Genomic DNA, 13,755 nt, shown 5'->3' with positions numbered 1-13,755 from the left:
TTGCCACCAGGTTGCCCCATTAAAAGCGATAACGTGTAATGCACGCCGTCACGTAGTGGAATTGAAAATACAGTGGAATTAAAAACCATACTCCGCCGGCGTCCGCTGGCGGAAGGCAGTGGGCTTCCCGCAACGCTTCCTCCGTTACTACGCCGTCTGTACGCGCAGCGCGGCGTCACAGAGGGTCAGGAATTGGATCGCAGCCTGCGCGGCCTGCTCGATTATCGCCTGCTCGATGGCATTGACGACGCAGTGGTGTTGCTGCAACATGCGCTGGCAGGACAACGGCGCATCGTCGTCGTCGGTGATTTTGACGCCGATGGCGCTACCAGCACTGCGCTTACCGTGCTGGCACTGCGCAGCATGGGCGGTAGCCAGGTGGCCTATCTGGTGCCGAACCGTTTTGAAGATGGCTATGGCCTGAGCCCGGAAGTGGTGGTGCAGGCCGAGAAGCTGGGCGCAGAGCTGATCCTGACGGTGGATAACGGTATTTCATCCCATGCCGGAGTGGATGATGCGCACCAGCGTGGTATTCAGGTGTTGGTGACTGACCATCACCTGCCGGGGGAAACGTTGCCCGCTGCTGATGCGATAATTAACCCCAATTTGCGCGACAGTGCCTTTCCTTCTAAATCGCTGGCCGGCGTCGGCGTGGCGTTTTACCTGATGATGGCGCTGTTTGTGCGTCTGCGCGACAGCGGCTGGTTTAGCCAAAAAAGGTTGGCGGAACCAAAACTGGCGGAACTGCTCGATTTGGTGGCGCTAGGCACAGTGGCCGACGTGGTGCCACTCGATGCCAACAACCGTATTCTGGTGTCGCAGGGGCTGAATCGCATTCGTGCCGGTAAATGTCGCCCTGGCATTCGCGCCTTGTTGGAAATCGCCAACCGCGATGCCAGCCAACTGGTAGCTAGCGATCTGGGCTTTGCGATTGGGCCACGCCTGAATGCGGCAGGGCGTTTGGATGATATGTCGATTGGCGTGGCGCTGCTGTTGTGCGATGACATCGTCGAAGCGCGGATGCAGGCCAGCGATCTGGATGCGCTCAATCTGGCGCGGCGTGAAATCGAGCAAGAGATGCAGGCGGAAGCCATGCAACTGTGCGAAAAGCTGGAACACGGCCTTGAACAACTGCCGCTGGGATTGGCGATGTATCATCCCGAATGGCATCAGGGCGTGGTCGGTATTTTGGCATCACGGCTTAAAGAGCGTTTTCATCGACCGGTGATTGCGTTCGCACCGGCGGGAGAGGGCGTGCTCAAGGGGTCTGGCCGTTCAATTCCCGGTCTGCACTTACGCGATGCGCTGGAGCGCCTGGATACCCGCTATCCGGGGCTGATGGTTAAGTTTGGCGGTCACGCAATGGCGGCTGGACTATCGCTGGAAGAGCATCAGTTTGATACCTTCCGTGAGCGCTTTGGCGAGCTGGTCGGCGAGTGGCTGGATGAATCGCACCTGGAAGGGGTTATCTGGTCGGATGGTGAACTGATACAAACCGAACTGAATCTGGTGACGGCAGAGATGCTGCGCGATGCCGGGCCGTGGGGACAAGCGTTTCCTGAACCCACGTTTGACGGGCGTTTTCGTATCTTGCAGCAGAAACTGTTGAAAGAGCGCCATCTGAAGCTGATGGTGGAGCCGGTTAACGGCGGGCCGCTGCTGGACGGTATCGCGTTTAATGTGGATACCCGTTGCTGGCCCGACAGCAGCATTCGTGAGGCAGAACTGGCCTACCGCCTTGAGGTTAACGAATTTCGCGGTAAACGCAGCGTGCAATTGTTGATACAGCATTTGTGGCTAGTGTAGCGAGTCATCGCTCGTAGGGGTAAAATTGCGCCAGACGGCTGTAAACCTGGCGTATATTCCGCTAGAATCGTTCGTTTATATCCATTTTTTCTCCGTCGTTTGACGGCTAACGTAAGACGCTAATCATGTTTGAAATTAATCCGGTAAAAAACCGTATTCAGGACCTGTCTGACCGGACAGCTGTTCTGAGGGGGTATCTTTGACTACGATGCCAAAAAAGAACGCCTGGAAGAAGTAAACGCCGAGCTGGAACAGCCCGACGTCTGGAATGAACCCGAGCGCGCACAAGCGCTGGGCAAAGAGCGCTCCTCGCTGGAAGCGATCGTCGATACTATCGATCAGATGACACAGGGACTGGAAGACGTTTCCGGCCTGCTTGAACTGGCGGTGGAAGAGGACGACGAAGAGACATTCAACGACACCATCACTGAAATGGATGCGCTGGAAGCCAAGCTGGCACAGCTTGAGTTCCGCCGCATGTTCTCCGGCGAATACGACAGCGCCGACTGCTACCTCGATATTCAATCCGGCTCCGGCGGTACGGAAGCGCAAGACTGGGCCAGCATGCTGCTGCGCATGTACCTGCGCTGGGCCGAGAGCAAAGGCTTCAAGACCGAAGTGATTGAAGAGTCTGAAGGGGAAGTTGCCGGTCTCAAATCGGCCACCATCAAGATTATTGGTGACTACGCGTTTGGCTGGCTGCGTACCGAGACGGGCGTACACCGTTTAGTGCGCAAGAGTCCCTTTGACTCCGGTGGTCGCCGCCATACTTCATTCAGTTCCGCGTTTGTCTATCCGGAAGTGGATGACGATATTGATATCGAAATCAACCCGGCAGATCTGCGTATTGACGTATATCGCGCCTCCGGTGCCGGTGGACAGCACGTTAACCGTACCGAATCTGCGGTGCGTATTACCCATATACCGACCAACATTGTTACCCAGTGTCAGAACGACCGTTCCCAGCACAAGAACAAAGATCAGGCGATGAAACAGCTAAAAGCGAAGCTGTACGACTTTGAGATGCAAAAGAAAAACGCTGAGAAGCAGGCGCTGGAAGATAACAAGTCCGATATCGGCTGGGGCAGCCAGATTCGCTCCTACGTACTGGATGATTCCCGAATCAAAGACCTGCGCACTGGGGTGGAAACGCGTAATACCCAGGCTGTGCTGGATGGCGATCTGGACCGATTTATTGAAGCAAGTTTAAAAGCGGGGTTATAACAAGTCACATGGCTGAGTCACAATCACAGGGTGCCGATCAGGCGCTGGATCTGAACAACGAATTGAAAGCGCGCCGCGAAAAGCTCTCGGCGCTGCGTGAACACGGTATCGCTTTTCCTAATGATTTCCGCCGTGATTCCACTTCTGATGCGCTGCACGCGGCTTACGACGATAAAGAAAACGAAGAGCTGGAAGCGCTGGGCGTTGAAGTGGTCGTGGCGGGTCGTATGATGACGCGCCGCATCATGGGTAAAGCCTCGTTCGTAACGTTACAGGATGTGGGTGGCCGCATTCAGCTTTACGTGGCGCGTGACGATCTGGCTGAAGGCATTTATAACGAACAGTTCAAAAAATGGGATCTGGGCGATATTCTGGGCGCGCGCGGCAAGGTGTTCAAAACCAAGACCGGTGAGCTTTCTATCCATTGTACTGAACTGCGTTTGCTGACCAAGGCGCTGCGCCCGCTGCCGGACAAATTCCACGGTTTGGCGGATCAGGAAACCCGTTATCGCCAACGCTATCTGGATCTGATCGCCAACGACGAATCGCGCAATACGTTCCGCGTGCGTTCGCAGATCATGTCTGGTATTCGCCGTTTCATGGTGGAGCGAGGGTTTATGGAAGTTGAAACCCCGATGATGCAGGTGATCCCCGGTGGTGCTTCCGCGCGTCCTTTTGTGACTCACCATAATGCGCTGGATATTGACATGTATCTGCGTATTGCGCCGGAACTGTACCTGAAGCGTCTGGTGGTTGGTGGTTTTGAACGCGTGTTCGAAATCAACCGTAACTTCCGTAACGAAGGGGTTTCGCCGCGTCACAACCCGGAATTCACCATGATGGAACTTTATATGGCCTATGCCGATTATAAAGATCTCATCGAGTTGACCGAGAGCCTGTTCCGTACCCTGACTCAAGACGTGCTGGGCAGCACCACAGTGCCTTACGGCGATCAAACGTTTGATTTTGGTAAACCGTTTGAGAAGCTGACCATGCGCGAGGCGATCTGCAAATATCGTCCGGAAACCAACGTGACGGATCTGGACGATTTCGATAAAGCGTCTGCCATTGCAACGTCTCTCGGGATCAAGATCGAAAAAGGCTGGGGTCTGGGCCGTATCGTGACCGAGATCTTCGAAGAAACCGCAGAAGCGAATCTGATCCAACCGACCTTTATCACCGAATATCCGGCGGAAGTTTCACCGTTGGCGCGTCGTAATGATGAAAACCCGGAAATCACCGATCGTTTCGAGTTCTTCATCGGTGGACGTGAAATTGGTAACGGCTTCTCCGAGTTGAACGACGCAGAAGATCAGGCAGATCGCTTTGCCGATCAGGCCCGTGCCAAAGATGCGGGCGACGACGAAGCAATGTTCTACGACGAAGACTACGTCACCGCGCTGGAACACGGTCTGCCGCCAACCGCGGGCCTGGGCATTGGTATCGACCGTATGGTGATGCTGTTTACCAACAGCCACACCATTCGTGACGTGATCTTGTTCCCGGCGATGCGTCCTCAGAAGTAAGGCATAGTGGGTAGTAGACTCTCCTTGTCGTCCTCGGCGTAGGCCAGGGACCTTTTACAGGCGATACGCGTTTAGCCTGTAAAGAAATTCCCGCCTGCGCGGGAATGACAGTGAGGGCAGGAATGACGTAAGAGCGAGCATAACGGGGTAACCGCAGGAAGTGGCTCCATGATCACCTATCGTGATGGCTGGTTTGAACTGGCGTTGTTAGAAAATACCGGCGGATTTCCCCGCCATACCCATGATTAATATGTGATTAGCGCCAATCTCAACGGCGTGGAGCATGTCTGGCTGGATGGTAACACTTTTGATGTCGATCCCCAGATGGTGACCACCTACAATCCGCATCAGCTACAAAGCGGTGATAACAGCGATGGTGGCTGGCAATGTGCCTCGCTCTACGTACAACCCGGCGCTTTTGAGCATTTCTTTGGTCGCGCCTTTCGGTTTGCTCAGGGCGTGCAACAGGCTCCCGTTCTGGCGCAACAGTTGAAACTATTGGCAAGCCCCAGCGATGAGCAGGGCGATGGCGCGATGTATCAGGAGCGACTGGTGCTGCTATTGGCAGCATTGATGGACAACGACATGGGCAGCCCTGCGCCGTTAAAGATAGTCAGCGAGGGCGGCAGGGTAAAACGCATCAAGGCGCGTTTGCTCGATTGCCTCGCAGAACCGCCCAATCTGGATGCGTTGGCACGCGATGAACATATCACCGTGGCGCATCTGGTGCGTAGCTTTCATCAGGAAGCCGGTATGCCGCCATTGGCCTGGCTGATGCAGCGCCGTATTGGCAAAGCGCGTGAGCTGCTGCGTCAGGGCATGAGCATCAGTGAGGTTGCCCTTAGTCTTGGCTTTGCCGATCAGGCGCACTTCACCAAAACCTTCAACCGTTTTAACGCCATGACACCGGGGCGTTTTCAGCGTATCAATTTCTGACAATACGTCCTGCTATAGACCCCGTAGACTTGCGCTTATTGTTGATGTCTGCGGAGCTGTGGCGGTTATGTTGTTAGTGGTGCTTAATGGCATTTTGCTTTCCCTCTCGCTGTGCCTGGATTTGGGGATGGTGAATACGGCGATCATTAACCGGGGTATGCGTGACGGGCCGCGCGCCGCGTTTATGATTGGCTTTGGTTCCTGTTTTGGCGATCTGGTTTACGCGGCACTTTCTGCGTTTGGTTTAGCGGTTATCTTTACCGCACTGCCGGTACGCTGGGCGCTATGGATTGGTGGCGGTGCCATTCTGCTGTGGATGACGTGGAACATGGCGCGCATGGCCTGGCGTGATTATCAGACGCAACGATTAGCGCCTGTGGACGCGGATGTGACTGACCTTCCTGCAGTAACAAAACGGTTTCGCGGCTACGATTTTCTGAGCGGCATGGGGATGGCGCTGGCATCACCGACCGCGCTGCTGTGGTTTGCAGCGATTGGCGGCTCGATTATCGCACAGTCAACGGACGGCTCAACGCTGATGGTGAGCGTATTTCTCAGTGGCTTCTTTATCAGTGGATTACTGTGGACGCTGTTCCTGGCAGGAATGATTAAGTTTGGCCGACAGGCGCTACAAGGGCGGTTGACCTTTTACTGCTATGTCATCTCGGCACTGCTGTTTGCCTATTTTTCTGTGCAAGTCACCTATCACGGCTACCAAACGTTGCTGATCCCGCTGACTCTGGCTGACTGATTGCTCAATACGCCACCACTTTCGCTGGGTTTTTGCTTGCTCGGCAAGCGGATAGCGCTATAATGCCCAACGCATACCTGATGCGAGTGTAGTTCAATGGTAGAATGAGAGCTTCCCAAGCTCTATACAAGGGTTCGATTCCCTTCACTCGCTCCAAACACACTTCTCGTAACGTCTATTAAAGTCAACTAAACCTAGATATCACAAGGCCTCCCTCACATTCTCATTATCTCAACGTCTACTACGTTCTACCCAAATCTATATGATAATGTGTATAGTGATGTGTATAGGCCATCAACTTTTCTTCGGAGCTATACACAATGTCCCTCACAGACCTTGAGCTACGGCGTTCTAAGCCGAAAGACAAGCCCTATACACTGAATGATGGTAATGGACTTTCTGTCCTCGTTGAACCTAACGGCTCGAAGGGTTGGCGTTTTCGTTATCGCTTTGATGGCAAGCCAAAAATGATTTCCTTTGGAACTTATCCCACCATCTCATTAAACGATGCCAGGCAGCGGCGTGATGAAGCTAAAAAGCTGGTGGCCTCAGGTATCAATCCCAGTGATGCGAGAAAGCAGGAAAAACGCGCCCGACAAGAGATAGCTGGAAATACTTTTGAGGGGATCGCCAGAGAGTGGTACGAAAAGCGTTTTGATAGATGGTCTGCCTCATATGCAGAAGAGATGATAAAAACATTCGAGAAAGATGTGTTCCCTTACATCGGCCATCGCCCGATCACTGACATCAAGCCAATGGAGCTAATGGCTATCCTTTCTCGCTTTGATGGGCGGGGAGCTACGGAGAAACTGCGCAAAGTGCGTCAACGCTGTGGTGAAGTGTGGAAATACGCCATAGTGACAGGGCGCTCTGAGTATAATCCAGCCCCTGATCTCGCCAGCGCTTTCCTGCCGCATAAAAAAGAGCACTATGCTTTATTATCGGTAGCGGAATTGCCAGAGTTCTTCCGTACCTTCAATACATATACCGGCAGCATGATTGTGAAGCTGGCAATGCGCCTGCTGATCATCACGGGGGTTAGGCCGGGGGAACTCCGCCAGGCTGAATGGAAGGAATTTGACCTTGAAAAGCAGCTCTGGGAAATTCCACCAGAGAGAATGAAGAAACGCCGGCCGCATTGTGTTCCGTTATCGACTCAGGCGATTAACATCCTCGAACAGCTAAAACCGCTTACTGGTCATTATGCCTATGTGTTCCCAGGTAGAATTCAGCACATTAAACCAATGAGCGAAATGGCGATGAATGTGCTTGTGCGCCGCATTGGATATGCAGGAAGAGTTACCGGGCATGGCTTCCGCCACACCATGAGCACTATTCTCTACGAGCAGAGCTATAACACTGCCTGGATTGAAACCCAGCTTGCCCACGTCGATAAAAACTCAATCCGCGGTACCTATAACCACGCACAATACCTGGATGGACGCCGGGAAATGCTTCAGTGGTATGCCGACTATATGGAAGCATTAGAGAACGGCGGGAACGTAGTTCATGGCTCGTTTGGCAAACTCGCGTAACTGGATAGATAGACAGTTGTAGTATACCGCAGTAAACTACTGTAGACGAACAAAGAATAGGCTATGCCTAGGCTGATCCCCGAAAATCCGCACACCTCTGTGGGCTGGCATAGCCGCCAACATGTTAGAGGGCGTGAGGTGGCGTAATGATAGATATTGCTGAGTTGCTCAAAGCTAGGAAAAATGAGTTTATTAGTTTAAAGGAATTTATTACCCGCATTAAACTACATCAACCACATGTAACTGAAACTCAAATTGCAGACTATCTCTATATTTCCAATGAGAATGGTGACTTCCCTGAATGGGTAAAACAGGGCATCGCGGGTTCTATAGAAAAAACTTATATTGATGATAGCTATGAATCTGATGTGTCCTTAGAAGTCTTACTTAGTACAATACATGAACAAGGGTACATGCCTGAGGTCACACCACCTCCAGTACCGATAGAACCTCATATGGATTTTGACGACGACATTCCGTTCTAAGATTTAAAACTAAGGAGTTTAGATATATAGGCATTAACTTTCTAGCACTTACTTTTCACATTACCGACGAAGGCTTTTACTGAGTCAAATTTACCGAACCCTGTAATAGTTTTTGACATAAGCACTTTCCCGGTTGGCTGGATAACCCAAGAATCAACCACACGCTTCGAATCACCCTCAGTGCTTAAGCCGATAATGGATGTAGGGGATAGCGCATGATAAACGACGCCTCCAGCATCAGCCCCAGAGTATTTCACAGCTGCGAGCTCGCCACTGATGGAAATCATGAATGCTCCACTGAAACCGTCGTTCTCTGCTTTGTATGAATTATGTTCTGCGAAGGTGACCCCTTTCATATCGCCCACAATCCAGCACTCAGCCCGGGCAGATACAGAAGCCAGAACCAGTATCGCAGCAATAACACTCTTAATTCCCACCTCCTTTCGCCCACACTACCACGACAAAGCAGCACCTTAGCTCGATCACATCAAATATATGTGGCATCAGCGCCCCACCAGCAGTACAACAAGATTACAGCAAGAATAATCCTAAGATTACCCTAAGGCTCGAAAAGCTGATTACAGTCCATTGAGTGCGTTTTATAAGGCATTACCCACTGGCTGATGGATTAATATTTGTCGAATACAGGCCTAAAAGCCAGTGATGATGATGGTTGAAGATGCGATCGCGTAATACGGATATTTCCAAAAGTAGGCCAAAGTAGATAATTCCCACTGATAACAAGACATAGTTTACTACCTGTCAAAACCAGATATCCACAGGCTAACGCGAGCCAACTCCTGGCATCTTTATGCCACCAGCTAACGAGAGTTATCGCACCATAGCGCGCTCGCGAAGATTTTATTACGGTCACTACGCGAGCCGGAATACGGACTTTATGCAACAGTGCGCGCGAGGCCAGAAATACCATCAAGATTTTTCCGACATCACTACGCGAGACAACAGAGCGTCGTCGACGCGCACCCTGAGTTTTCGGAGTCCATAAAAAAAGGAATTTCGTGCCCAATACGCGCGTGAAGATTTTATGGTGGTCACTACGTGAAGCGCAGGCGAAAGATTTTAATTACCTCACCACACGAGCGGAAAGAGTTTAACGAACAGTACGCGCGCGGCAAGGAAGATTTATCTGGGGTCAGCACGCAAGTAAAAACCTAATAAAACCTAACGTGCCGAGAATTTTTTGAACTCAAAGCGGTTTGCAATAAGCACCCCAGTTACCTGTTATCAAATGTTATGGTTCAAAAATGGATGGTTATGATTCTAAATAATTTTCTATAAAGTGAACGGTTTGGGGGGCGTAATGTTGGTTCATCAGCTAATCGTGTTGGTTCAAAATAGCATTGTGTTGGTTCAATTTTTGCAAAAATAAAAACAGACGTCTTTACAAATTGAACTGACTGAACCAACGTTTTTTCTGCATCTTATAGATAAAAATACCTGCACAGGTTTCACACAATAAGAAAACCCCATTAGAAAAACTAATAATAGTTTAATTTTTATCCTCCTTAACGGTAAAATCACGGTAATCGCACATAGCCGGAGCGCCAACCATGCTAGACCGTCAGACGCTGGAAGAAACCGTAATAGAGATAGGTCGCCAGAGCGGGGAGCAAATGGACAGACACACGCTCTATGCCATCCGAAACGATGTTAGAAACGCCCTGGCGGCCAAAGAACGACACCAGCGGCGAATGAGTGCCCCATCTTACCAGTGGATGAGGCCAACCTCACTCCGCATTAAATGATCAGAATCTATACGTAGAAATGTCTTGCTAGAATTTATGTAATGAACTTAAGCTAGATTAACTGTAACTAATGGCCTATGCTGCTGTCTCAGTTAGTAGTGGATTTGAGTTGTTGTTAAGTGGTGTGAAGTGTACTATTTTACGCCGATTTGAAGGAGGTCGAGTATGTCAAAAATTGCTGCGTTAAGGCTGGGTAATCCAGTTGAGCGTTTAGCACGGGTTCTGAAAGAGAATCAGGATAAGCTCAACCTGACTAAAGATGGCTATGTATCTGTTGATCTGTCTAATGAAAATGCGTTGAAGGCTATCCAAGCACAGATGGACAAGCTGGAAAACATTAAGACCACCACAACTAAAGTGAAGCGCTAACGAGCTGAATAATGGCAACCTTACTTTTAGCTGTTATTTTGGTTAGTGGTTTTATTTACGTAAACTTATAACTATCAACAAGTTACAGATATAAGCGTTCTAATGGCTGGGACGCTTATTTTTTTGTAGCCGCGTGGGGAGTGGTTTTTTTCTTGCTGGCGGATTTGTAACATTCTTGCTGAATGTAACCGGTAGCTTCAGATGGGCAGCTAACTTACTAAATCTCACCCCCGACAGCTTTGATGGTATGTTGCCGACCTCTTCAGATAACGCCAAAAGAACCACAGAAATCAAGCAAGTTGCATGGGTAGTTGTTTCGATCCTGCTGTCTGCTATCTTCTGTTTTCTAAGTAAAAGGCGCACTAAGAAAGGCGATCGCCGCTGGGATGCCCTTGCTAAAGCAGTGGGCAACAATTCTTTTGAATCGCTCTTGATGGAAGCATCCGCAAGGTAATTTCCTATCATAGCCACATTATCTTCCAGAAAGATCTACATTGGGTTTGTCACTTGCCCAATGGTTCTTCTGAGCACTTAGCCATCTTACCTATGTTAAGCGGGTATCGAGATAAAGATACCTTAACAATCACTATTACAACCAACTATCACCAGCATTATCTTGAAAGTGGCGTGATCAGCGGACTCTCTCGACTGAACATAAATAATTTTCGCGTACTAATACCGAAAGATGAAATAGAAACAATATCATTCTTCGATACAGACACTTATAACAAATTTAAAGAGAATGAAGAAAGAGACAGAAAAACGTGTCAAAAAATTGGGCGGAGAGTACCTCAAAAAAGATATAAAAATGAATCAACCTCTGATAGTACTGAAGCTTAAAGTCAGTTTTCTCTGTAGCTACTATTCATCCAATGCCTTTGCCAACCGACCAGCACGGCCTTCCTGACGCTTCCAGGCACTGTAGTCCTTGTTCCATGCTTTACCTGCTTTTGTCTGATATCCAGCTTTATTGAGCCGTTCAGCAATGATGCGCCCGTTATCAAATCCCTGACGGATTGTATCAGTGACGATCTGAAACACAGTCGATTCATCATAGGGGGCTGGTGGGATACCCTGCTTACCACCAATCAGCGCAGCCGCCGCTAATTCCATCCGCTCCACCAGCGCCGACATGCGGTTATCTGGGTTAGTATCTGGCTGGTTCAGTTTCTGGCGTATGGCGTCAATTAGCCACGCTGTTTTATCCATGCCTGACTCACCCACACAGAAGTGAACAGATCGACCAGTTCAGCGGGAACACGGAAAGTAACGGAAAGGGATTTGCTCATTTCAGCCACCAGCAGTAAGAAGTAGACCGCTACTTTATCACCGTAAGACGCTGTAAGACAGCGCTACTGTTCTTCAATGATTAACGGCACAACTAGATTCACTGTCCTATGCTACGAGTAGGATATAGTTACTGTTGTGGGGCAAATATGTCTATCAAGTTAAGGGGAGATATTTGGCATTGCGACTTCACATGCGCATCAGGACAACGTATTAGGCAGTCACTAGGTACTGCTGATAAAAGAGCGGCTCAGGAGCTTCATGATCAATTGAAGGCCTCATATTGGCGGATTGACCGACTAGGCGACTTTCCGCGAAAAACCTTTGATGATGCCTGCGTTCGGTGGATTGAGGAGAAGCAACATAAAAAGAGCCTTTCTACTGATAAATCAATGGTGAAATTTTGGCTTGAAGTATTCGGTGGTCAGCAGCTATCGGGCATTACCGCAGTTAAAATTTATTCAGCAATGAGTAAAATGAAAAACCGAGCTTATGAGCGGAATTGGAAAGCGCATAAACAAAAGAGCTTAGCGTCAGGGGAAAAATGTGGGCAATACGTTCCACGGAATGTGAGTATAGCAACTAAAAACGCCCACCTTGCGTTCATTCGAGCGCTCTTACGTTTGGCTGCGACTGAATGGGGATGGCTAGAAAAAGCACCCCCACTTAAAAGTATCAAAGTTGATAATAAACGTATCCGCTGGTTGACCAAAACCGAGGCCCACAGGCTAATTGACGAACTGCCTGATTACTTTAAACCCCTGGTAATATTCGCCTTAGTTACAGGGTTAAGACGTTCCAATATTATCGACCTAGAATGGTCTCAAGTTGATCTGGGCCGTAAAGTTGCATGGATTCACCCAGAGCAAGCAAAGAGTGGGCGGGCCATTGGTATAGCGCTAAATGATACAGCCTGTAAGGTTCTTGAGGCCCAGCAAGGAAGACATGAACAATGGGTGTTCGTGCAAAAAGTAATGAGAAAAAGGAAGATACCCACCACGAAAAAATTCAATGTTGATAGCAACAAGGCATGGCGAGCTGCGTTGGAAAGGGCCGGCATCAAAGACTTTCGATTTTATGACTTGCAGCATACCTGGGCGAGTTGGTTAGTACAGTCAGGCGTCCCTCTAACGATATTGCAGAAAATGGGGGGATGGGAAAGCGCGGTAATGGTTCAGCGATACGCTCATCTATCTCCAGAACATCTTGCTGAACATGCCCAAAAGCTAGATGCCTTTTTCCAGTAGCTATGCGCATTGCGCAAAACGAAACCGAACGGTACAGGCTCTTAACCGATCCGCACGTATTCACCTGATATTGTATTATCAGGTCCGCTTGTGTCACGCACAATGGTACATTGCCCAGGTAGACCATAGCGGGAACAATTACACCACATCCCATTACCATCACCTGACTGCGTTGTGTCCTGCCGCTGTTCGTAGCTAGTGATTCTTTCCAACAGACCATCCTTCACCATTGCTTCCAGTGTTCGCCTGTTAGACTCAAGCTGGTGGCGCTTATCGAAAGACTCCATGCCGTGAAGCAGGTACGCAATGCCGGACACACCAAGTGGCGGATCACCTATCTCGCCTGATACCCACTCCCGATTGTGTGGCTCAAAGTAGCTGAGTATCTCTTTTTTATTGCTGCTCATTCTCATGGCTGGCGTGATTCCTTATTGTGGGGTAGATCTATCATACAATAAGATGCTAAACAGGAAAGGCATGCAGGTCATGAAGAGGAAATCTGTTGAGGAGGGTAGGCAATGGCTGAGAAAGAAATTATTCAGGTAACACCCAATAAATGGGTATCTGAGAAGTTGCTAATAGCGATAACCAGGCTTTCTGGCAACGCCATCAAATCGGCTCGTAAACATTCATGGATGGAAGGAAAAGAGTATCGGCATTATTCCGGCGACTGCCACCCAAAAGCCAATAGCCCCATTATGTACAACCGGTTTGAAGTTGATGCTTGGATAGAAAGACAACATCCCGTTACTCCAAGAAACAAATGATGAATTGCCCATTTGTAACGGCAGGATTACGGCAAGTCATGATAATGACGATCAGC

At 49.6% G+C, this 13,755-nt stretch carries 15 protein-coding genes, 1 tRNA gene and 1 pseudogene; 13 read left to right on the top strand and 4 right to left on the bottom strand.

What is annotated here, in order from left to right:
* Positions 1-72 precede the first annotated feature (72 nt).
* The 8 genes from recJ (at position 73) to CS369_RS13750 (ending at position 8,263) form a co-directional block, all read left to right on the top strand.
* A complete protein-coding gene (gene recJ / locus CS369_RS13785; RefSeq protein WP_196907538.1) occupies positions 73-1,806 on the top strand; it encodes a single-stranded-DNA-specific exonuclease RecJ in 1,734 nt (577 codons plus the stop codon).
* A gap of 125 nt (positions 1,807-1,931) precedes the next feature.
* A protein-coding gene (prfB, locus tag CS369_RS13780; protein ID WP_196907537.1) for a peptide chain release factor 2 occupies positions 1,932-3,030 on the top strand; the annotation gives its coding sequence in 2 pieces (ribosomal slippage) (positions 1,932-2,006 and positions 2,008-3,030; 1,098 coding nt in all).
* Between the two features lie 8 nt (positions 3,031-3,038).
* Entirely contained in the window at positions 3,039-4,556 is a 1,518-nt protein-coding gene (lysS, locus tag CS369_RS13775; RefSeq protein ID WP_196907536.1) for a lysine--tRNA ligase, read from the top strand.
* 252 nt (positions 4,557-4,808) lie between these two features.
* A complete protein-coding gene (locus CS369_RS13770; RefSeq protein ID WP_244665005.1) occupies positions 4,809-5,492 on the top strand; it encodes an AraC family transcriptional regulator in 684 nt (227 codons plus the stop codon).
* Positions 5,493-5,559: 67 nt separating this feature from the next.
* Positions 5,560-6,243, top strand: a complete 684-nt coding sequence (locus CS369_RS13765; RefSeq protein ID WP_196907535.1) for a LysE family translocator — start codon at positions 5,560-5,562, stop codon at positions 6,241-6,243.
* 82 nt (positions 6,244-6,325) lie between these two features.
* Positions 6,326-6,399 (top strand) — tRNA-Gly (locus tag CS369_RS13760).
* Between the two features lie 164 nt (positions 6,400-6,563).
* Positions 6,564-7,778: an integrase arm-type DNA-binding domain-containing protein gene (locus CS369_RS13755; protein ID WP_196907534.1), complete on the top strand. Its 1,215-nt coding sequence runs from the start codon at positions 6,564-6,566 to the stop codon at positions 7,776-7,778.
* A gap of 146 nt (positions 7,779-7,924) precedes the next feature.
* Positions 7,925-8,263 (top strand): hypothetical protein, encoded by a 339-nt coding sequence (locus CS369_RS13750; protein WP_196907533.1) that lies wholly within the window; start codon positions 7,925-7,927, stop codon positions 8,261-8,263.
* Between the two features lie 41 nt (positions 8,264-8,304).
* Here CS369_RS13750 and CS369_RS13745 read toward each other — a convergent pair whose 3' ends face one another.
* Together CS369_RS13745 and CS369_RS24650 are read right to left on the bottom strand one after the other, a co-directional pair.
* Positions 8,305-8,694, bottom strand: coding sequence for a hypothetical protein (locus tag CS369_RS13745; protein WP_196907568.1), 390 nt, complete (start codon positions 8,692-8,694; stop codon positions 8,305-8,307).
* Between the two features lie 1,143 nt (positions 8,695-9,837).
* A complete protein-coding gene (locus CS369_RS24650; protein ID WP_280514794.1) occupies positions 9,838-9,966 on the bottom strand; it encodes a hypothetical protein in 129 nt (42 codons plus the stop codon).
* Positions 9,967-10,194: 228 nt separating this feature from the next.
* Here CS369_RS24650 and CS369_RS13740 point away from each other — a divergent pair, with 228 nt between their 5' ends.
* The 3 genes from CS369_RS13740 to CS369_RS23720 all read left to right on the top strand — a co-directional run bounded on the left by CS369_RS13740 (position 10,195) and on the right by CS369_RS23720 (position 11,238).
* Positions 10,195-10,398, top strand: coding sequence for a multidrug ABC transporter ATPase (locus tag CS369_RS13740; protein WP_196907532.1), 204 nt, complete (start codon positions 10,195-10,197; stop codon positions 10,396-10,398).
* Between the two features lie 175 nt (positions 10,399-10,573).
* Positions 10,574-10,852: a hypothetical protein gene (locus CS369_RS23725; protein ID WP_244665004.1), complete on the top strand. Its 279-nt coding sequence runs from the start codon at positions 10,574-10,576 to the stop codon at positions 10,850-10,852.
* Positions 10,853-10,905: 53 nt separating this feature from the next.
* Entirely contained in the window at positions 10,906-11,238 is a 333-nt protein-coding gene (locus tag CS369_RS23720) for a hypothetical protein (RefSeq protein ID WP_244665003.1), read from the top strand.
* 21 nt (positions 11,239-11,259) lie between these two features.
* Here CS369_RS23720 and CS369_RS13730 read toward each other — a convergent pair.
* Positions 11,260-11,687: pseudogene (locus CS369_RS13730) on the bottom strand (hypothetical protein).
* A gap of 147 nt (positions 11,688-11,834) precedes the next feature.
* Between CS369_RS13730 and CS369_RS13725 the strand changes: the two are divergent.
* A complete protein-coding gene (locus CS369_RS13725) occupies positions 11,835-12,932 on the top strand; it encodes a site-specific integrase (protein ID WP_196907531.1) in 1,098 nt (365 codons plus the stop codon).
* A 41-nt stretch (positions 12,933-12,973) separates the two neighbouring features.
* Here the strand turns inward: CS369_RS13725 and CS369_RS23715 are convergent, their stop codons facing one another.
* Positions 12,974-13,345 carry a hypothetical protein gene (locus CS369_RS23715; protein WP_244665002.1) on the bottom strand — a complete coding sequence of 124 codons (372 nt, stop codon included), beginning with the start codon at positions 13,343-13,345 and terminating at the stop codon, positions 12,974-12,976.
* A gap of 105 nt (positions 13,346-13,450) precedes the next feature.
* On the opposite strand from CS369_RS23715, the gene xisR reads away from it, so the two are divergent.
* Complete coding sequence (gene xisR / locus CS369_RS13720) at positions 13,451-13,699, top strand: excisionase family protein (protein WP_196907530.1); 249 nt, start codon at positions 13,451-13,453, stop codon at positions 13,697-13,699.
* Positions 13,700-13,755 lie beyond the last annotated feature (56 nt).

Origin of the sequence: Candidatus Symbiopectobacterium sp. 'North America' (genome assembly GCF_015762685.1) — a bacterium.
GTDB lineage: Bacteria > Pseudomonadota > Gammaproteobacteria > Enterobacterales > Enterobacteriaceae > Symbiopectobacterium.
Note: the sequence above shows the minus strand (reverse complement) of the source record. Positions and strands in the feature narration are given on the sequence as shown.